Origin of the sequence: Pseudoalteromonas rubra, assembly GCF_001482385.1 — a bacterium.
Lineage (GTDB): Bacteria > Pseudomonadota > Gammaproteobacteria > Enterobacterales > Alteromonadaceae > Pseudoalteromonas > Pseudoalteromonas ardens.
Genome location: NZ_CP013611.1, coordinates 1,145,515 through 1,165,210 on the forward strand (window position 1 = coordinate 1,145,515; position 19,696 = coordinate 1,165,210).

The window sequence follows — 19,696 nt, forward strand, 5'->3', positions numbered from 1 at the left end:
GTTATATCATGCAAGGCACCCTACTTATCGTAGATGACAAGGCCGATATTCGCCTGAGTCTTCACATGCTGCTGAAAAACAGCGGCTTTACTACCCTTCAATGCAGCTCATTGAGTGCGGCAGCAGGCACACTTGCACGACACGCCGTCGACCTGGTGTTGCTCGATATGAATTATGAGCTGGATACCACGTCGGGCCAGGAGGGTCTGCAATTTCTATCTGAGCATGCCAAAGCAACCCCAACCAGCCCGGCGTTTATTGCTATGACTGCCTGGTCGAGTGTGACCCTGGCTGTCGAAGCCATGCAGCGAGGCGCTGTGGACTTTTTTGCCAAGCCCTGGGACAACCACGCCGTGCTGATGATGATTAAAAAACACCTGGGGCTCAGACAAATGGCCCAGGCTCAGCAAAGTGCAATACCTCAAGCTAAAAAAGCGTCTGACACAACACTACTGTGGCTCAGCCCGCAGATGCAAACACTCAAAAAACAACTAGATAGGGTTGCACCAACCGGTGCCAATATTTTATTACGCGGTGAAAACGGCACGGGTAAATCCCAGATTGCTCAGTACCTCCACCAGCAGAGCGCCCGGACAGGCAAACTGGTCAGCGTTAACATGGCGGCTATCCCAGAGTCCTTGTTCGAAAGCGAACTATTTGGTCATGTTAAAGGCGCCTTTACCGATGCCAGACAGGACCGCGACGGCCGTTTTACTCAGGCCACTGGCGGCACTCTATTTTTAGATGAAATTGCCACCCTGAGTGAAGCGCAACAAGCTAAGCTATTGCGGGTGCTGGAAAATGGCGAATACGAGCCTGTGGGCGCGGATCATACGCTTCACGCCGATTGTCGCCTGATCAGTGCCACCAATGCAGATTTAGAAGCGCGTCAAGCACAAGGGGAATTTCGCCAGGACCTGTATTTCAGACTCAACACCATAGAGCTGACTGTGCCACCCCTGTGCCAGCGCAGTGATGAAATCATCCCGCTGGCAAAACACTTTATCTCGCACCATGCGCAAACGTACGGCTTGCCTGAATTAACTTTGTCTGATTGTGCATGCAACACCTTGCAAGCCTATCACTGGCCGGGAAATGTACGGGAGTTAAGTCATATCATGGAGCGCGCCATACTGATGTGTGACGAGCCCGAGATCACCGCCCGGCAGTTGCAAATAAAAGCCGTCAAAACCGAGAGCAACAACCCGGTACCAGAGCTGGTGACACTGGAGCAGGCAGAGCAAAAACTCATCCGAATGGCACTGGCTCAGTGTCAGGACAATGTTGAAGACGCCGCAATCCTGCTGGGGATCAGTAAAAGTGCGCTCTATCGGCGCATGGATAAATTCAGCATTAAAACCCGGCAGTCATAAATATGATGGCGCTAAGTTACGAACGATCCGCGACCTTGTTTTGCATGCTCGCCTGGCTGCTACTAGCCTCACTCAGCACCGGGTTGCTGCTCAGCCTGGGAAGTGGCTGGCTGGGTGTCATTACACTGTGGATATTGGGTTTGTGCCCCGCTGCAATGCTGTTACAGCATATCAAAGTACGTCTCGTTCAGCCTTTTTACCACCTGACGACGACCATCGAAGCCATGCGGCTGGAAGACTATGGTCAGCGCTTTTACAGTACCGACAAAAGCGGTATTCTGGCCCAGCTGCAAACCGAAACCAGCCAACTATGTGATCATTTACAAGCGTATAAATCTGCACGGGATCATCAAGCAATCTTATTGTTCAGGCTCATAGAGCAGCTGCCCAGCCCCATTGTGGTGTTTGATGAAAGCAACACGCTGGTTCATGCCAACGACGCTTTTTCAAACTGGACCGGCAAACCCTGGCAAACGCAAAGACGACTCAGGGCCGCTCATTTTAGCCTGACGCAAACTAACGGACAGTGGCAATTCAGTCACCCGTCGCTGGCTCAGCAATGGCAGATCCGGCAAAGCCAGATCCCCATTGACGACAGCCACGCCCATTTATTGATCCTGACCGATGTCCAATCTGTGGTCAGTCAGGCGCAACGCGACGCCTGGCAAAAAATGATCCGCATTCTGAGCCATGAGATCCACAACTCACTGTCTCCCATTAAATCACTGGCACAGACACTGCAAACGTTACAACCCGGCGCCGATACGCAAGCTGATTTTGAGCAGGCGCTGGCTGTAATAGTACAGCGCAGTGACGGACTGATGTCATTCGTCAATCGCTACGCCAGCGTTGCCCGGCAACACCAGCTGCATACAGAAACGGTGAGTATAGACGCCCTCCTCAGCCCCATGCAGGTTTTATATGACACCCGGGTCCGCTGTTCAATTGAGCAGAACTTTGCATTGCATGTGGATGTCAGCCTGCTGGAACAGGTATTGGTTAACCTGATCACTAACGCGCTGGAGGCCAGCGATGAAACCGGGGGGGTTGATATTATCGTTGGCAAAACAGCACAATACGCGTTTATAGATATTCTGGATGAAGGTCAGGGACTCACTAATCCGGACAACTTGTTCGTGCCCTTTTACACAACCAAACCAAATGGCAAAGGCATCGGTCTGGTGCTGTGTAAAAACATTGTGGAGCAGCACAATGGCCAGTTAACCCTGGTCAACCGTACAGATAAGGCAGGTGCCAGAGCCAGAATTCAGTTACCGCTGGAGCTGGCCTGAGCAAAACCAGCTCATTGCTCAACAAAGATCAGCGCATCGGTATCAAAGCCGCGCTCGGCAGCCATGCTGACAAACTTATCGATGATCGCCTGATCGACTTGTGGAGTTCGGGAGAGTAACCACAAATACTCCGTATCCGGGCCAGACACAAACGCATACTGGTAGTTATCGTAGTCGAGCTCAAACACAACATAAGCCCCATAAAACGGACCAAAGAACGACACTTTCAGGTAAGCTTCATCATCCTGGTTGACAAAAAACGCTTTACCTTCGGCTTCGCGCCACTGGTTCTCTACAGAGTTGAAGCCACGATTAATGACCTTCACGCCGCCGTCTTCGCGCATACTGTATTGCGCCGTCACCCGGGTCAGGCCGCGCTCAAAAGAGTGATCCAGGCGGGCAATCTCGTACCACTTGCCCAGGTAGCGATTGAGCTCAAAATTCCCGACTGGCTGCACACCCTGTGGCATGCCCAGACAACTACTGAGGACAAGCGTCATCATGATAATTAAGACTGTTTTCAATGTCTGCTCCTTGTATAACTAATAACGGTTAATACGACATTGCAAAGAAGTAGGTTCACAGGTTTGCAGGCTTTTCACGACGCTCCGCAATCCAGTAGTACAATTTGTGCAGGTGCAGCCACCCGCAATGCAAATCCAACAACGAAAATGGTCAAACAAACTACAATTCTAGGCTGCTTGTAAAAACGACGCCGACTTTTCCGTCTGCAACGCTCACTGGCAATAGTTCAGTGTAATCAGAGTATATGCTCCCGTGGTTGTCGGACCACAATGAGATACACCCATTCAATTACTAATAGGTCGACGTGTATCCAGATCCCAGATAATCATTTGAGCTCCCTCATCGACAGACACTAGTATTGATCCATCAGGCGATGCGCCAAGTGAAAGGATTATGTCATCATGCCCCTCTAGAGATGCACCATCGGAATGCAAGCTATCTAATTCATATATAAATATTTTAAAAAACCAATCCGTAGAAACGACCAATCTCTTTGACTTAATAATCGAGGGGTAAATAGCACCACCGACGAAATTGCTAGCATTGAAGTGCTTTTTTAGTTTATTTAGATTCCAAACTTCATATCCAAAAAATATTGTATTCTCAGCTCTATATATTCCTGCGCGTAGAAAGCTATGCTCTCCAGACCATATCATGTTTGCTATCTTACCAGAGTTCATATCGAGTCGGCAGAATCCATTTCTCAAACCTTTGCTATGTATACCCACCCAAATTACTTCGTTGCCAGGTTCAATGGCAAAAGCATCTGGAATGACGACAGGTTTGCCAATTATTTGGCCCTCTAAAGTACTGCGAAAAATAGCAAACCATTCTGTAAGGCAAACTATGGATTTGCAATCAGGTGACAACTTTGCGGCGAGAATACCTCGCGGCACATTGGGTGGGATATCGCGGTAATATCTCCAACTGGACCAATTACGAAATGGCCACCAAGACCCTTTTTCAGCTAGAATTACGTTTTTAAGTAAGAAAAAATTATTTTTTAGTAATGCTGTGGTAGATAGTAAAAATAAACGTTCATGTAGCCGCCACTTTTTTAAATTACCATCGTGCCCTACAGTGACAAAGCACGACTCTTCAGGCAATAATTCAATATAATAGAAACAATCTCCTGGGTAGTTTATCTCTCCTCCTCCTGGCGTAAATTCGCCCACACGTATACCATCTTTACGTGAGTCGATGAGCTCTCCCGTTGTTAAGTTCACAGCTGCTAATTGCCCTTTTTCTCCACCCAACACAGCTGTTTTTCCATTATGGAGTACTTTTACAGCGACGACTTTAAATGGCAACTTGTATTTACCCTGACCAATCGCAAGTAATTGGTTAATTGCAAGCCTTTTTTTGGGTTGCTCAACGTGTGTCGAAGTTGTTGACTGTTGGGTAGCTTTGTTTGGCTGAGCGTAAATGTTAAGCCAGCGCTCCCAAAAGAACTTATTTAGTGCGTGTCTATCATCGGAAGAGATAACAGCGTCACAAGCAAACGTTAAAACGGCTTGCCCTGTTAGAGTTTGCTCTTGATTAGTAATTTGTACAATTGTTAAATTATAAGGGGCTTTGTACCTCACCGCCGGCATTCCTTTCCCCTCACCTTTTGCGGTAAAAAGTGGCATACCTTTTTCTAACTTATTATCAACTGAAAGAGCTTGAGGCAGCAGAATCGAGAGCTTATCAGACAGTATGGTAGGTATAACTACTTGATATTTATGATCTTCAGAAAAGGTTTCATGAATTGAAGTATTGACTCCTTTTAGCGCATGAAACCAACTGCTAATGGCCCAAGCTGCAGCAGTTTGATCTGTGCCATATTTGTCGTGTAGACGTTTTGTAAGCAGAGGAGAAATAAATTCTAAATTTGTGGCAGAATCAATTTTGTGCAAGATATCTTCTTCAACGACAAGAAGCCACAGATTGACTTCTCGGGTATATTCTCCACATGCGTAATCACGAACTAAAGACTTTAAGCGTTGGGGGCTGCTAATTACATTTTTCCCATGTTCGTCGATCAATTCCCTAAGCATCCTTTCCGCTAATTTAGTCAAAATAACCTCTCTTATTTAGCTTTGCACGTTCAATCAAAACGTGGCGCTGCTAATTTGCTGTTATATCTTACTGTTGAATTACTTTTTAAAAAAAGCCTAAGTTTGCTAAACCCCTACAATACCGATTTCTTGCGTACCGATTCGTATCTTTGCTCCTGGTACAAGTACACGAGCAACACCAGAATCAAAGCTATGCTCGCTATTATCAGGCCCGATAAATGCCCAGTTTTGCTCAGATATATTGCGCAGAATAAGATGTTTATTTGATTTTGGGTGCAATTCCACTACGGCTAATGGCTTTTCTGTAGCTACTTCCTGATCTAAGCTATTTAACTGAGAACCAAATACTTCTTTCCCTGTACTTAAAAGCATAACGCGTTTTTCATACCTACCTAGAGGTATAGAAAGGCATAAAGGTAGCTTTATTTCTTTCTCGCAGCGCCAGCACATTAGCGGCTTATTAACCCCATCCCACACATTTTTTGCTCCACATTGGCATGTGACTTCATTTGCCTCCATATCTTGGAACAGTTTCTTCCATTCAGGGAGCCTTGGACGACTTGAAGGGTTATGCACACCGTCAGTGAAAATTTTGATAAATAATGTCTTAAGTCGCGGAGGACACATTCTATACCAACGCCTAACATGCGTATCAGGCTCGAGACCTATCGCTGTATTACTTTTGTCGGTTGGGTGGAACACAAAAATGGGCTCTTCACAATAAATCTTTGATCTCACAACACCATCAAGACAGCGATAACCATCAGCTTTAATGCCATACATTGGGTGTTCCCACATCCAAAGGAAATAAATGAGCATAGCTACTGAATATAAATCAGAGTCAGCATTAGGCCTTGAATTTCCTAACCCAACTTCTGGTGCCATAAACTCCCAGACACCAGCTATGGATGGTCTACAATTGTTAATAACAACATTGTCGTTATCACAAATCACGATTGCACCGTTTACGGGGTCCATCATGATATTTCCGGCATTTATGTCGCAATAAGCAAACCCTGAAATATGAATTGCATCAAGAGCCGTGATCAGTCTTCGGCAAATACGACTCAGTGTAGCTTGTAAAGGTTGTAAAAACTGCTTATCTCGTTGATCTATTATTCTATTCATTGAGGTAAACACACTAGTGTCGATTAAAGGCATGACGTAACCAAACGAATTATTGCCTTCTTGGGTAACGCATTCCATTGGCCAAATAAAATGAATACCGTCGTCCAGAATAGGTGGTGCCCCCCGCGCTACTAAAGCTTGTATTTGTTCTTTTTGAGCAATAGAACCTGCGGCCTTGTTATACCATTTCACTGCATATTGAGCCCCCTCCAAATCATCTTCAACTAAAAAAACGGAGCCTTGCCCTCCTTTACCTAGTAATTTCTTTTTATGATAAATTCTGTTGCTATCTAAACCTTTAAAATGATCCATTTAGTTAGTCTCCTGCTTGCTGGTTTGGCAAGTAAAATATAGAAGCGACATCATCTCCAACACCTTCTTGAGTTAGATGAGTGAGAAAGCCTGGCAAGTTTTCCGACAGCCATTCAGTGCCCTTGCCTATGACGCGGTCGGTTATAGAGTTAAGTGTTAGCTGTATATCAGCTAATGAATCAGAGAAGCCATCAGTCACTGCACACATCATTTTAACTTCGTCCAATGCAATTATTTTGAACTTCCATTGCTGTGGAGCGTCGCTTTGCGAAAGGCTATTGGTTGTGAGCCCTAAATTATTGTCCTCAGTGTCATTGAGAACGAAAAACTCTCCGTTGTTTAGGACGGCAAAAACGCCACTGTCTCCAATTGCTCCCACAAAAACCTGACCATTAAAGACAACCGCCAAAGCGATTGTTGTGCCATATGCGTTTATCGGTGTGGAGTTGAGCGCTAACTCATCTTCTTTAAAAGGGTGTTCCTTTAGATGTTCTGTCACTCTATCAAGCCAAGTTTGCCTCAATTTGTGCGCAAATCTTGGTCCAAAATCATGTCGCAAATGACTAAGCCAATTGCCAGGGTTATCTCTTGATATTTGCTCTACGGAGACTAACCAGTCCGATACAACAGAGCAGGCAGACTGAACCGCAAAGTGGGCACCAATATCGCTTCTTACGTAGCGAGCTGAACCATGACCATCTGCTACTGTAAAAAGAACATATGGCTGTCCCTTTATATACTGAACTGATGTTAAGCAGGCATCTTGGCATGGTGTATTTTTTGATACGTGATTTGCTCCGATAACGTTGCCGCATATCAGTATGCCATAACGCTGATCGACGACCGTAGGTGTAGACATTTTCTTTCCTTCAAAGTGGTGTTGACCAGTCGATTTCATCATCGTTAATTGATTCAAAATCCTCTTCATAAGGAAGAGGAACCTCAGCCGGTTTTATTGCCGCATCAGCTTGGGCTTCTTCGGATGTGAGCTTGGAGTCAGGTTTCGAGACAGCTCGTATAGCACTCTCTGTTAGTACTTTAATGTAGTTCACCAACGATTCGGCGGTTTTGGCATTGAGGGTTTCCATTGGGGGTTCCGCTTGCTTTAAATAAGGTGAGACAAACTGGTCAAGTTGCTCTTTGTTATAACTACTGGAATCATTTGATATGCCTATTGAGAGCCTAACTGCTTTACCTCCCCAAGGTGATTTATTAAGTGCGTCTATCGAAAAATCATATTGTGACTCAGGATCAGTAGAGTAGCCATCAGAAAGTAACACCGCTACAGGAGGTACGTTTCGACCGCCCATTTTTTCTAAGGTTAATTCAGAGCTCAATAACTCAATAGCCTGGGCCGTGGCTGTTGCGTGTTCATTTGCATCAATATCTACCCACTGAAACTCTTCAATAGGGACTGGATCAGGTCCAACAAACCAATGAGCCCCTTTTCCGAAAGTTATAACGCGCATTTTGACGTTAACTCTCTCTTCGCGTTGAAGGTCTTCAACTTTTGGTAATACATTTTTTATTGCGTAATTAACACTTTGTATTTTAGTTCCAGCCATTGAGCCTGATATATCTACCAGCCAGAAGAAATGTAAGTCTCGGCGTACAACTGGTCCTGCAATTCCGTTTTCATCAAAATCTTGAGCCTTCATTGTATTTACTTCCTGTTGTGATGCGGAAAGTTCACTCGCTGCGTCTAGCATGCAAATTGTTAAAGTTACAATGCATCAAGGTGACCGGAAAGTTTCAAAATACCAAACCAGCTAACTCAATAGTAACAACAGGATAAAATTTAACCCACAATATTGGTGATAGCAAGCGTTTATCCAATCGTGAGTTTTCTAATTGGCTCTAAGTATTGATACTAATAATCACAAGGGAATATATGCGTTACTAGTTCCGTTTAGCAAAAATAAACTCATCATTGGAACTGGCTCTCATGCTGCCAAATAAGAGGAAATTGCAACCGTTCTTAAACTAAACAACTATGCTGGCCTGAACCCTACCAAAATCAATTTTAGCTATTTTTGATAAGCTCTTGACTTGATTAATATCAATTTCAGACTTTTCACCGTTTGTAAGTTGTAGTTTCCACTTTTGCTTAGAGCAATTCTTTAGTCCTAACATTTTTGGTGTACTGGTGCTTTCTACAATCTCAAGAAAAAGGTGTCCTGATGGGTTTCCAATTTCAGGGATATCTTCTCCAAATAATTTGCAACCGCTTGTCAAAATAAACTTCCTTCCATCACGAAGTTTCAATGCATAAGGGTTCTTTTGCACCACCAAAGTCGTATTATCGATTTCTATTTTACAATACTCTCCGAGCAAAAAGCCTCGGCCTTTGCTAATTTTAGCCCTATTTCCTCCGCTTCCTAGCACATTCCAAGTGAATCCAGAGTGGTTTTTTAATCCAAAAGATGAAGTATCATTAGGGTTGGACAAAACTTCCATCACGACCTGCTCGCCTGTTGAACATGGCAAAGAAAGAGTTCTTGCTGTAAGTTTTGTTTTGCTTTTCAACGAAAAAACATCACCTTTGTTTACGCTTAGTACAAACCCAGTATCAATACCAATATTATCTTGCAACTTAGTATCAACGGATTCCCCCACAGATTTGAAGTTATTTATGGGCTCTGATTTATGGAAGGAAGTCTTTTCTATATTTGGCGAGAGTATGATGTTAGAAGTACTCCCCGCAGTATCTCTCCCCTCATACCAATTTTTAGGAAAATGCTTGTAGTAATCATACAGTTCCAATAATGCTAATGGTCTGCCTTGAAAAGATATAATCTGCCTGCGCGAGTCTCTTACCAAGTAATCAGTAGTTAGCGCGTGAGTGCTTAACAATGGAGCCTCGTAATAGGTACCATCTGGGCGCACCTTTTGCTTTTTACCACTTTTTTCTTCGATGTATTTTAGCGTATCAGGTTCTTGCTCATTAAAGAACTGAACGGCACGACAATTCGTCATAAAAGTCTGATAATTGTTGGGGTAAAGAGCTTTTAACTGGCCTATATTCTGCAAAACAGGCCACAATGTCACACCAAACCCTGCAAATAAGCCCATACCTACATCAATTGAATCGTTCTTACCCAAGGCATAGCATTCATCGATTATATAAAGAATATTTTCTTTAGGAGAGTGTTTGTCTGTACCAAACGCAACTATCGACAGTTCAATAAACACTGAAAGAATTTTAACGAGCTGGGTTGATAAACTAGTAGATTGTATGCATAAATATACTGTGGTTGGTGAATGCTTCATTGCGCTTAGTGAAAAGTCAGAACGAACCATTGCGTTTTCTAACCCTGGATCATCAAAGATATCCGTCTGTTCTTGCAATGTACCCATAACACCACTACGCTGCTCTGGAGCGGACCGAATGTAACTATCTGCTGCGCGAGCTATTTTCCCATTCTGAGCACCTGATTGCGCCATGAACTGAAACAATGCTTCTTCAGCGTTAGTAAATGTAGCCCCGTTGGCCAGACAACTTTGGTATAGCTCATCGTCGCCTTCCATTATTAACTTCCTGACATAGATAAGGTTCTGTTTTTCAGGGGACTCCGTTTCTAATACATGAACAATTAATGCAGTAAGTAAGGTTCGAGCATGATTGGTAAAAAAAGCTGAATTAGGGTCATCATTTTTTGGGATAATCGCCGCAGAAATTCGTGACACGTGTGCCCACAAGCGGGGATCATCAAGATTAAGCTCAGAAAGTGGATTCCAAGAAGCAGATGGAAAACCCGGCACACTGTTTTCGGGATCAAACACAAAGACATTTTGGCCCATATAAGAGGTGACTCTTTGAGATCCGCAACCGCGCCTCGATGCAGTAATGGAGGCAAGCTCTCCCTTCGGGTCAATCGCTATCACAGAACCTGGATATAGAAGCAAATTGGGAATTATTGCCGCAGTTCCTTTACCCCCTCTGGAACCAGCAATAGTTAGGAGGTGTCTGTCGTCTTTTGGACCAACTTTAACGCGGTTAAATAATCCAAACAACCTATGCTCAGGTAAAGGTCTTCCTAAAAAGATTCCACCTAATACGAATCTATAAGTTGTAGCGAGTTCCCACAAACTAAGAAAGCGACCTTTGTCTTCACCAGAAACAGGTTGGAACGTGCCCCACCCGGGTGGGATGTAGGACAGACCATATACTAACCGGACATATTTCAACTCCAAGACCACAACAAACACCATACCCAATAAAACCACAAAACCAGCTCTCATTTGCAGCAAACCATCTGGGATATCTGGCGCTAGTAAAATCCAAATACTTGATAATACGAGGATAGAAAAGAGCCACTTATGCTTCAATAAAGAAAAAGCTGCTATCAAGCACAAACTAGTTACAACCGAATAAATTAGGTACTGTGGTAGTTCATCTGAATAATGACCAAAGCTGACACTGACAAAGCAGAACGCCAATATTAACAACTGTCTAAACCTCATGAAGTAATGCTGACGATTCAAGATAATATCTTTTTTTTGTACTCATATTAGACTCCTTCTATCCCTCTTCCTTGCTTGATTTAGTTTTTTTTTTGTACAATTATAATACCACCCGCAGCAAATATAACCCAATCAAATTACATGATCGACGGAAAGGAGCAAATATTATGGAAAAGTCTAATGTAAGGCAGGCGTTCAATAGTGCAGCTTCAGCACAAAGTAAACAAAAACAAGACTTTATACAACAAAAAGCGCAGGGTAATTCTTCTCCAGCCCTTGTACTAAAGCCTCCTACAACACAAAAAGCGATGCAAGCCCAAATGGCTATGGATAAAGTGGCAGCACATAGAAATCAAGACAAAAAGTCACCAGAAAAATCACCTGTCAAACCATCTTCAAAAGAGCAATTTGCGAAGAATGCAGCTAAACAGAATACAAAAACGAAATCGACTGAAAAAACTCAAGAAAAAACAGGAAACTTAAAACAAGCTTTTGCTGATTCGGCAGTAAAACGACCTACTCAATCATTCAATCAAAGCGCAAAACAAGGACGATCTAGATGAAGCTGATATTGTTGCTTAAAAACAATTAATAGTATGAGAAAATTCGACTGTGTTTGAACAGACTAAAATAGTCAAATCAGAAGATTCACTACTCTTCAAAAGTACTGAAGTAATTTGAATAAGCTTGGTTTAAACAGGAGTCAGTTACACCCTCAGCATTTAAAACTCACTGAGTAGACTCTATAATCCATTGAGCTAGGAAGCACCGCCAGTCAGGGAAGCGTTGTTTGATATGTACTATCTAAAACAACGCTATCCACACACCACCTGAAACAAATCAGGCCTTTTTCACGAATTTCGCGGTGACCATCATTTCGCCTACACCATCGACCTTGCAATCCAGTTCGTGGTCTTTTTTGTCCAGAACACGACGAACCAGAGCTTTAGTGCCAATTTTGATCACCTGAGAGCTGCCTTTGATTTTCAGATCTTTGATCACAGTCACTTTGTCGCCGTCGGCCAGCAATGCGCCGTTGGCATCTTTCACTGAGATTATATCATCTTCGTTGACTTCATTGGGGTTCCATTCATAGGCGCACTCCGGGCACACCAGGTTGCTTTGATCCTGATAGACGTATTCAGAATTACATTTCGGGCAAGGAGGTAAAGACATGCTGACTTACTACATTTTGATTCATTTGGCCTGCATAGTAATGGCTCGCACGCGGATGTGCCAGTGCTAAGCCAATATTTATTGATTTAGTGCAGATTAGAATAAACTGGTCAGTATTATAAACTACTTTTTGCGTGTTCCATCACAGTCAGTACTCTGGCTGGCAGTGCTGCATGTCGCGCTGTGCATAGGTAAATTGTCTCGCTCACGGGTTGGCTCAGCGAATGTACCCGTATCAGTTCTTGTCGGGCAAAGGCCTCAACCGCAAAAGCAGGCAAAACACTGAACCCTAAGCCCCGGCTAACCGGTTCAAGGATCAGGCTTATCTGATTAGAAAACCCTTTACGCGCAAACTGTGCACAATGCTGGAACTGGGCAAAGTTAGCTCTGAGTAGCAACTCACTATGGTGTGCGCCATCGGGGTGGTCGATAAACCCCAATAACTGCAAGCTCTCCCAGCTGGGTTCATCTATCTCAGCTGGCGTAACCAGCAACAAGGGTTCCGTCGCTATCGCCTCGCTCATTACTTCGGCCGTCTTAGCCGCGACAGTGGTAAAGCCCAGCTGCGCACTGCCATCGGCTACGGCCTTTTCAATGGCCTTATTAGGCGCAAACCTGTGATCAATAACAAGCCCTGGATGGCGGCTTTGCAACGTCAACAACTGTGGATAGAGCCTGAGTCCGAGGCTCCCCGGCGACATCACCCTGACTTCTCCCTCATAAGGCGGGTCCTCCCCAATACTGAGTTCCAGTTCCGACAAATCTTGTAGTATCTTTGATGCCTGAACGCGCAACCGCTTACCCACTTCTGTCAGCTGAACCTGTTTGCCATCACGCAGTAGCAAGGCCACAGCAAAATGCGACTCTAACTTTTGTACATGCTGGCTCACCCCCGACTGAGTCATATGCAAGTGTTCAGCCGTGCGGGTAAAGTGCCCTATATCCGCCAGGGTACAAAATGTACGGAGCCAGTTGTTATTTATCATTACAAAAAATACTTATTTCGATAATTTTTAATAATTTTACATTATAGTGCGACGTTTGTAATCTGCTCACTATTCAAACACAGGAGCGTATTTATGAACCAGGTTTACCCACGTACCTTTTCACATATCGGTATCTCAGTGCCCGACCTTGAAAAAGCCGTTGAATTTTACACTCAGGTCATGGGTTGGTATGTGATCATGGCCCCCACCGAGATCATCGAAGACGACAGCGCCATCGGTGAAATGTGCAGTGATGTATTTGGTCCTGGATGGAAACGATTTCGGATCGCACACTTGTCCACCGGCGATCGCATTGGCGTAGAGCTGTTCCAGTTTGATAACCAAACCAGCCCGGAAAACAACTTTGAATACTGGAAAACTGGTATTTTCCATTTTTGTGTACAAGACCCGGATGTTGAAGGCCTGGCAGATAAAATAGTGGCCGCAGGAGGTAAACGACGTATGGCAGAACCACGCTATTATTACCCTGGAGAAAAGCCCTATCGCATGATTTATATGGAAGATCCGTTCGGTAATATCGTGGAAATTTACAGCCACAGTTACGAACTGATATACAGTGCCGGTGCATATCAGGAGTAATATCTGGCAGGGCTGAACATATCGGCCCTACTTATTTACCAGCTTGCTTATTAGCCCCCCACAGGGCAACACCCAGCGGTTATGCCAACCGCGGTGCCAATACCTGCACCAATCCCAATATACAGGCCCGGGTTAGGCCCGACTTGTGCTTGCTTATCTGTCATGGGGATTTCCTTATCTTCATACTAGATAGGCTTAAATTTATACACAGACGTAAACAAAGCACAATACAAAATTGTATGCCTATCTCTTGCAAAAATACGATATGCTTTAATTGAGTGACGACAACCTCAGGTTTGTATGCATATTTTATTAGTTGAAGACGACCCGGACACGGCTGAATTTATCTGCGCCGGACTTGCCCAGCACAATGCACAAGTTCAGCATTGTGACAACGCAGAGCGCGCCATGTTAAGTGCCTCTGCCCACGCATTTGATGTCATCATTTTCGACCGCCTATTACCCAATATGGATGGCCTCGACGCAGTACGGATTTTACGTGCCAGTAATGTCACTACCCCAATTATCATGCTCACCGCACTGAGTGATACCGCCGATCGGGTAACCGGACTCGAAGCTGGTGCCGACGATTACTTAGTGAAACCCTTTGCTTTTGCTGAGCTGTATGCACGTTTAAAAGCCCTGGCCAGACGCCAGCCTCTCAGAGCCGATACGCTGGAGCTGGTGATCGGCGAGCTGCGACTCAACCGCACATCCCGCAAGGTGCTAAGAGCTGGGCGGGAAATTGAACTGATGCCCAAGGAATATCAGATCCTGGAATATATGATGCAGCACCCCGAACAGCTGATCACCAAAACCATGCTACTGGAGCAGGTCTGGGGGTTTAGTTTTGATCCCAAAACCAGCCTGGTGCAAACCCATGTCAGCCGCTTGCGCAATAAACTGGATAAGCCTTTTACGTTTGACATGATCAAAACCATTCGCGGCAGTGGTTATCTGCTCACAGGTTCCACGGATGGTTAGTCATTATCATTTAAAGCGAGCGTTGCTTTCAGGCGGCGCACTCTGGGCTGCTATGTTGTTGCTGCTATGGCTCTTAGGACAGCTACTTGTGTGGCAGGACAAACAAACACAGCAACACGAGTTTAGTGAATTTCTCAGCGACATTGAAAACATGCTTGAAGAGCATGGCTTTGAGCAGGTATTGCAGGAGTTTGAACTCGAAGATGAGGTTATCTGGCCAGAGCATGAGGCACGCGCACACCTGGCGGATGAAGGCTGGCTGATTGCTGTGTTTGAGCAAGATAAACTGCTTTTTGGCGCTGAGACTCAACTGACGGCGTCGCCCACTCTCCAATGGCAAACCGTATCGCTTGGCGAGGAAGGTGATGCAGAACTGTTGTCTGCCACAGTGAACTTGTCCGATGGCCTGCGTATTCATTACTGGCAAAAACAAGATGAGCTGCATGCCCATAAAAACGCGTTTTATGCGCAACTGATGTACTGGTTTGCCCTGCTCAGCTTGCCCCTGATGGTAGCAGCAATCGCCTGTGTTCAGGCTAAGCGCAGCCGTGCCCTGCAAGCACTATCAGAACAACTGGTCCAGGTCGCACATTCTCCAGACTCTAAACGCACCAAGGTGGCGACATCAAACTCAGACATCATTACCCTGAGCGTCTCAATAAACCGCATGCTTGATGAAATATCCCGCCTGCATGGCAATCTGAAAACCATGTCGGTGGGCATCGCCCATGATCTGAAAACCCCTTTATCCCGCATTTCTAACCGCTTGCAGAGTATGTATCAGGATCTCGATGACCCGACAAGACTGGAGGGACACATAGATAAAGCGAGTAACGAGCTGGCCCAGGTAATCAACACTTTTAATAATCTGGTGCGACTGAATGCCATTGAGTCTGGAAAGCATATTCAGGGCTTTAAAACATTTGATTTGTCGGCACTTATTGATGAGCTGGCACAAAGTTATTTACCGGTCTTTGAAGACAGCGAAAGGCACTTTGAAGTGTCCATTGTGCCGGCTGTGCACTGCCACGGTGACAAAGACTTGCTTGGTCAGTTGATCTGTAACTTGCTGGAAAATGCACTGGAACATAGCCAGCCAAATGCCCATGTGTGGCTCAGACTGCAAAGCCATACCCTGAGTGCCCTGCTGCAAATCGGGGACGATGGCCCTGGCATCCCGGTCAAGGATCAGGCCAAAGTGTTTGATAAATTTTATCGTGCCGACATCAGCCGAGGTCGCCCTGGTAATGGGCTCGGGCTGAGTATTGTGCGCGCTATTTGCGAGGTCCATCAGGCCCAGCTATGCCTGCTCGACAACCAACCCGGTGCGGTGTTTAATATTGAGATCCCGACACGCCAGGCGCTGAGTAATTAAGTTTGTTAATGCACCGGTTCATGTCACAACACGCATGAGGGCTCGGAGTAACAGAATGCACAGAACCTAAAAGCATACAATTTTGTAAACAAGCCGTATGACAACTGTATGACCATTTGAGCTCGTTTCACTCTAGACTTAAGGTATCCGCAAGTAAGAGAGTGAAACCATGTTCAGACTAACCCCGCTTAACATACTGCTGCTCAGTGTTTGCCTGAGCCTGACTGGGTGTGGCGGCAGTGATGCCAACCCAAACAACACAAATAATACCAACAACCCGACTACCCCACAGCCAGAACCCGATATTTCGGGGGGAGATACTAACAACAATTCTGGCGGCGATAATAGCGAGCCCGATGACGGTGGCGCAGACGAAACACCCGACGACAACACATCTGAAATCAACCCGCCCTTTGCCACAGCCCTCACTACATCACGATTTTTACAACAAGCCACCTTCGGGGCCCGGCCACAAGATTTGGATGCCCTGACAGGAAAAAGCGCATCAGACTGGTTTAAAGCACAGCTTAAACTGCCACCCAGCCTGATCATGCCGGTGGTAAGTAAGTTTACTCCACCGCCAACCGCAGAAGATGACTTTAATGCTCTGTATATTGAATCAACCAGTGTGGCATTCTGGCGCAATGCCATTGCCGGTGAAGATCAGTTGCGTCAGCGAATGGCGTTTGCCCTGTCGGAACTGCTGGTCGTGTCCAATGCCGGCGGAGAAGAACTGACCGATATTCCAGAGGCTGTCGCTTCTTATCAGGATATTTTGATCCAACATGCCTTTGGCAACTACCGGGAATTACTCGAAGCGGTGACCTACGCTCCCGCCATGGGCTTTTATCTGACCTATATGGGCAACCTCAAAGGAGATGAGGCCACCGGCCGGATGCCAGATGAAAACTATGCCCGAGAATTATTGCAACTGTTTACGGTTGGCGTTGTTGCACTGAATCCAGACGGTACCGAACAGCAAGATGAACATGGTGCAACAAAAGAGCTGTATAATAATCAGGATATCACTGGCCTGGCACGAGTGTTTACGGGTCTGGATATGAACTATGACATGTCCGAAGAACTGGAGATAAACGAGTTTGCCCTCCCCATGACTGTCTACCCGGAAAATCACTCTGAGAAGAGTAAAACCTTCTTGGGTACCACAATTGCCGCCGGAACAGGCCCCAAAGCCTCGGTAACACAGGCGCTGGATCATATATTTGCCCATCCAAATCTGCCCCCTTTCGTTGCAAAACAACTGATCCAACGCCTGGTCACCTCTAACCCCTCTCCCGGCTACGTGACACGTGTTGGCACGGCATTTAGCAACGGTCGTACAACTTTGCCCGATGGCACCTCAGTAGGAGATGGCCGTCGTGGCGATTTAACCGCAACACTGGCAGCAATTTTATTTGACCCGGATGCCAGAGCAAACGCCACTGAGCGTGGCGGTAAGATCCGTGAACCTATCTTACGCTTTACACAATGGGCGCGAGCGTTTGCAGTCAAAAACATCACCCCGGAGTACCAGGAAATGCTGTGGGACACCCGAGATGCCAGCATGCTGGGCCAACACCCTTATCGCTCACCCAGTGTCTTTAACTTCTTCCGCCCTGGTTATGTCGCACCGGGCAGCGTGAGCGCAGCCAATGGCATGGTGGCACCTGAGCTGCAAATCACCAATGCCAGCACCATTACCGGCTACGCCAACTTCATGACTTACTACATCACCGGGTTACAACAAGAAGTAGATGTCGAGGAACTGCAAGTCATCTATGACGAAGAGAATATTCCGCTCAATGCACAAAACGCCGCAGAGAGCTTCCTGGCAAGCTATGACACAGAGCTGGCACTGACAGCTGATCTCGGCGCACTAATAGACCGTCTCGACTTGTTGCTATGCGCCGGGCAACTCAGTGCCACCAGCAAGCAGTCAATTCAGGACATATTGCAAACGGTGACCCAAAACGACGACGCCGAGCCGCTGCGGATCGTACACCAGGCCATTTTATTGGTTATGACCTCACCTGATTACTTAGTTCAGAAATAGGAGTAAAACCCATGAACAGACGCGATTTTATCAAACTCAGCGGTGCCTCGGTAATGGCTTCTTCGATGTTTCAGTTAGGTCAGGCTCTGGCAAACAGTCCGGCGCAGGATAATGATTACAAAGCCCTGGTCTGCGTATTTCTATACGGTGGCATGGACAATCATGACACCATAATCCCTTATGATGAAGCCAGTTACGCGCAATGGGCGGGACACCGGCAAAGCCTGCTGGGGAAGTACAAGACCCCACGCACTCCGGCCAACCTGCTACCGATTGCAACACCCGGGCGTTTTGGTTCGCGCCGCTTTGCTCTGCCAGCGGAATTTGCCGGGCTGGCAAACTTATATCAGCAAAATAAGCTAGCCGTGGTTGGCAATGTTGGTCCGCTACTGAGTCCGGTTACGGCCGCTATGATTGCACAGGATACGGCTCGTCTGCCATCCAGATTGTTCTCACACAATGACCAACAATCAACCTGGATGTCTGGCGCTGCCGAAGGCGCACAATTTGGCTGGGGAGGCTTGATGAATGATGCCCTGATGGCACAAGGCCACACCGCCAATACGCCTTTCAATGCCATTACGACGGCAGATGGCGCATTATGGCTGACCGGCAAGCAAACCGCACCATACCATGTCAGTGACGGACAAGCCGCCACCATAGAGGCATTGGAAGAGTTTGACGATCATCCAGAACTGGTCGCACATTTCAGCAACCAACCTCAGAATGCGCAACAGTTTTTGCAGCAAGACGTCACCAACGCCATTAACAATGCTTATCAGGCCAACAGCCAGTTTAATGCAGCGCAAGTGAACACGACCGTCACACTACCAGAGTTTCCGGCAACTTCGTTAGGCAAACAATTGCAAACCGTGGGTAACAGCATTGCTGCGCGCCAGCAACTTGGTGCCTCAAGACAAGTCTATGTAGTCGCGATAGGCGGCTTTGACACCCACTCCGGGCAGGCACAAAACCTGCCCAAATTGCAGGCTACGCTGGACAGTGCGCTGGTGGCGTTTAACACTGCAATGGAAAGCCTCTACCTCAGTGATCAGGTCACTGTATTCACGGCATCTGATTTTGGCAGAACACTGGCTATTAATGGCGATGGCACCGATCATGGTTGGGCAGGACATCACTTTGTGATGGGAGGCGCGGTCAATGGTGGCACCATTTTTGGCGATATACCCAATGCAGAACTCAACCATGAACTGGATGCCGGTGGTGGTCGCCTCATCCCGACTATCTCAGTTGATCAGTACGCTGCCAGCCTGGGTCAATGGATGGGGTTAGATCTGGGCACGCTCAGCGGCATCTTTCCCAATCTGAATAACTTTAACGGGCCACTTTCTTTATTTAAATGACATC

At 46.1% G+C, this 19,696-nt stretch carries 16 protein-coding genes; 8 read left to right on the forward strand and 8 right to left on the reverse strand.

What is annotated here, in order from left to right:
- The first annotated feature begins 8 nt into the window (after nt 1-8).
- Together AT705_RS05130 and AT705_RS05135 are read left to right on the forward strand one after the other, a co-directional pair.
- Complete coding sequence (locus AT705_RS05130) at nt 9-1,373, forward strand: sigma-54-dependent transcriptional regulator (protein ID WP_058795767.1); 1,365 nt, start codon at nt 9-11, stop codon at nt 1,371-1,373.
- A gap of 2 nt (nt 1,374-1,375) precedes the next feature.
- Nucleotides 1,376-2,665: a sensor histidine kinase gene (locus AT705_RS05135; RefSeq protein ID WP_058795768.1), complete on the forward strand. Its 1,290-nt coding sequence runs from the start codon at nt 1,376-1,378 to the stop codon at nt 2,663-2,665.
- A gap of 11 nt (nt 2,666-2,676) precedes the next feature.
- Here AT705_RS05135 and AT705_RS05140 read toward each other — a convergent pair whose 3' ends face one another.
- The 6 genes from AT705_RS05140 to AT705_RS05165 form a co-directional block, all read right to left on the reverse strand.
- Nucleotides 2,677-3,168: a lipocalin family protein gene (locus AT705_RS05140; protein ID WP_420492117.1), complete on the reverse strand. Its 492-nt coding sequence runs from the start codon at nt 3,166-3,168 to the stop codon at nt 2,677-2,679.
- Between the two features lie 306 nt (nt 3,169-3,474).
- Nucleotides 3,475-5,250, reverse strand: coding sequence for a WD40 repeat domain-containing protein (locus AT705_RS05145; protein ID WP_157576667.1), 1,776 nt, complete (start codon nt 5,248-5,250; stop codon nt 3,475-3,477).
- 105 nt (nt 5,251-5,355) lie between these two features.
- Complete coding sequence (locus tag AT705_RS05150) at nt 5,356-6,690, reverse strand: protein kinase domain-containing protein (protein WP_058795771.1); 1,335 nt, start codon at nt 6,688-6,690, stop codon at nt 5,356-5,358.
- A gap of 4 nt (nt 6,691-6,694) precedes the next feature.
- Nucleotides 6,695-7,549 carry a PP2C family serine/threonine-protein phosphatase gene (locus tag AT705_RS05155; RefSeq protein WP_058795772.1) on the reverse strand — a complete coding sequence of 285 codons (855 nt, stop codon included), beginning with the start codon at nt 7,547-7,549 and terminating at the stop codon, nt 6,695-6,697.
- A 10-nt stretch (nt 7,550-7,559) separates the two neighbouring features.
- Complete coding sequence (locus AT705_RS05160) at nt 7,560-8,348, reverse strand: vWA domain-containing protein (RefSeq protein ID WP_157576669.1); 789 nt, start codon at nt 8,346-8,348, stop codon at nt 7,560-7,562.
- 325 nt (nt 8,349-8,673) lie between these two features.
- The gene (locus AT705_RS05165; RefSeq protein ID WP_157576671.1) at nt 8,674-11,175 is read right to left on the reverse strand and encodes a type IV secretory system conjugative DNA transfer family protein; all 2,502 of its coding nucleotides are present in this window, start codon (nt 11,173-11,175) and stop codon (nt 8,674-8,676) included.
- A gap of 146 nt (nt 11,176-11,321) precedes the next feature.
- Here AT705_RS05165 and AT705_RS05170 point away from each other — a divergent pair, with 146 nt between their 5' ends.
- Nucleotides 11,322-11,717 carry a hypothetical protein gene (locus tag AT705_RS05170; RefSeq protein WP_058795775.1) on the forward strand — a complete coding sequence of 132 codons (396 nt, stop codon included), beginning with the start codon at nt 11,322-11,324 and terminating at the stop codon, nt 11,715-11,717.
- Nucleotides 11,718-11,994: 277 nt separating this feature from the next.
- Here the strand turns inward: AT705_RS05170 and AT705_RS05175 are convergent, their stop codons facing one another.
- Together AT705_RS05175 and AT705_RS05180 are read right to left on the reverse strand one after the other, a co-directional pair.
- Nucleotides 11,995-12,330, reverse strand: a complete 336-nt coding sequence (locus AT705_RS05175; protein ID WP_058795776.1) for a zinc ribbon domain-containing protein YjdM — start codon at nt 12,328-12,330, stop codon at nt 11,995-11,997.
- Nucleotides 12,331-12,446: 116 nt separating this feature from the next.
- Nucleotides 12,447-13,316, reverse strand: coding sequence for a LysR family transcriptional regulator (locus tag AT705_RS05180; protein ID WP_058795777.1), 870 nt, complete (start codon nt 13,314-13,316; stop codon nt 12,447-12,449).
- A 93-nt stretch (nt 13,317-13,409) separates the two neighbouring features.
- Here AT705_RS05180 and AT705_RS05185 point away from each other — a divergent pair, with 93 nt between their 5' ends.
- The 5 genes from AT705_RS05185 to AT705_RS05205 all read left to right on the forward strand — a co-directional run bounded on the left by AT705_RS05185 (nt 13,410) and on the right by AT705_RS05205 (nt 19,692).
- Entirely contained in the window at nt 13,410-13,916 is a 507-nt protein-coding gene (locus AT705_RS05185) for a lactoylglutathione lyase family protein (protein ID WP_058795778.1), read from the forward strand.
- Nucleotides 13,917-14,216: 300 nt separating this feature from the next.
- The gene (locus tag AT705_RS05190; protein WP_058795779.1) at nt 14,217-14,900 is read left to right on the forward strand and encodes a response regulator transcription factor; all 684 of its coding nucleotides are present in this window, start codon (nt 14,217-14,219) and stop codon (nt 14,898-14,900) included.
- Complete coding sequence (locus AT705_RS05195) at nt 14,893-16,275, forward strand: sensor histidine kinase (protein WP_058795780.1); 1,383 nt, start codon at nt 14,893-14,895, stop codon at nt 16,273-16,275. Before AT705_RS05190 ends, AT705_RS05195 begins: the two co-directional genes overlap by 8 nt.
- A 169-nt stretch (nt 16,276-16,444) precedes the next feature.
- Complete coding sequence (locus tag AT705_RS05200) at nt 16,445-18,328, forward strand: DUF1800 domain-containing protein (protein WP_058795781.1); 1,884 nt, start codon at nt 16,445-16,447, stop codon at nt 18,326-18,328.
- A gap of 11 nt (nt 18,329-18,339) precedes the next feature.
- Complete coding sequence (locus AT705_RS05205) at nt 18,340-19,692, forward strand: DUF1501 domain-containing protein (RefSeq protein ID WP_058795782.1); 1,353 nt, start codon at nt 18,340-18,342, stop codon at nt 19,690-19,692.
- The last annotated feature ends 4 nt before the right edge of the window (nt 19,693-19,696 follow it).

What these genes read in the sequence shown, in the direction of transcription:
- AT705_RS05130 (WP_058795767.1), top strand. Translation starts at nt 9, where the DNA reads ATGCAAGGCACCCTACTTATCGTAGATGACAAGGCCGATATTCGCCTG.
- AT705_RS05135 (WP_058795768.1), top strand. Translation starts at nt 1,376, where the DNA reads ATGATGGCGCTAAGTTACGAACGATCCGCGACCTTGTTTTGCATGCTC.
- AT705_RS05140 (WP_420492117.1), bottom strand. Translation starts at nt 3,168, where the DNA reads ATGATGACGCTTGTCCTCAGTAGTTGTCTGGGCATGCCACAGGGTGTG.
- AT705_RS05150 (WP_058795771.1), bottom strand. Translation starts at nt 6,690, where the DNA reads ATGGATCATTTTAAAGGTTTAGATAGCAACAGAATTTATCATAAAAAG.
- AT705_RS05155 (WP_058795772.1), bottom strand. Translation starts at nt 7,549, where the DNA reads ATGTCTACACCTACGGTCGTCGATCAGCGTTATGGCATACTGATATGC.
- AT705_RS05160 (WP_157576669.1), bottom strand. Translation starts at nt 8,348, where the DNA reads ATGAAGGCTCAAGATTTTGATGAAAACGGAATTGCAGGACCAGTTGTA.
- AT705_RS05170 (WP_058795775.1), top strand. Translation starts at nt 11,322, where the DNA reads ATGGAAAAGTCTAATGTAAGGCAGGCGTTCAATAGTGCAGCTTCAGCA.
- AT705_RS05175 (WP_058795776.1), bottom strand. Translation starts at nt 12,330, where the DNA reads ATGTCTTTACCTCCTTGCCCGAAATGTAATTCTGAATACGTCTATCAG.
- AT705_RS05180 (WP_058795777.1), bottom strand. Translation starts at nt 13,316, where the DNA reads ATGATAAATAACAACTGGCTCCGTACATTTTGTACCCTGGCGGATATA.
- AT705_RS05185 (WP_058795778.1), top strand. Translation starts at nt 13,410, where the DNA reads ATGAACCAGGTTTACCCACGTACCTTTTCACATATCGGTATCTCAGTG.
- AT705_RS05190 (WP_058795779.1), top strand. Translation starts at nt 14,217, where the DNA reads ATGCATATTTTATTAGTTGAAGACGACCCGGACACGGCTGAATTTATC.
- AT705_RS05195 (WP_058795780.1), top strand. Translation starts at nt 14,893, where the DNA reads ATGGTTAGTCATTATCATTTAAAGCGAGCGTTGCTTTCAGGCGGCGCA.
- AT705_RS05200 (WP_058795781.1), top strand. Translation starts at nt 16,445, where the DNA reads ATGTTCAGACTAACCCCGCTTAACATACTGCTGCTCAGTGTTTGCCTG.
- AT705_RS05205 (WP_058795782.1), top strand. Translation starts at nt 18,340, where the DNA reads ATGAACAGACGCGATTTTATCAAACTCAGCGGTGCCTCGGTAATGGCT.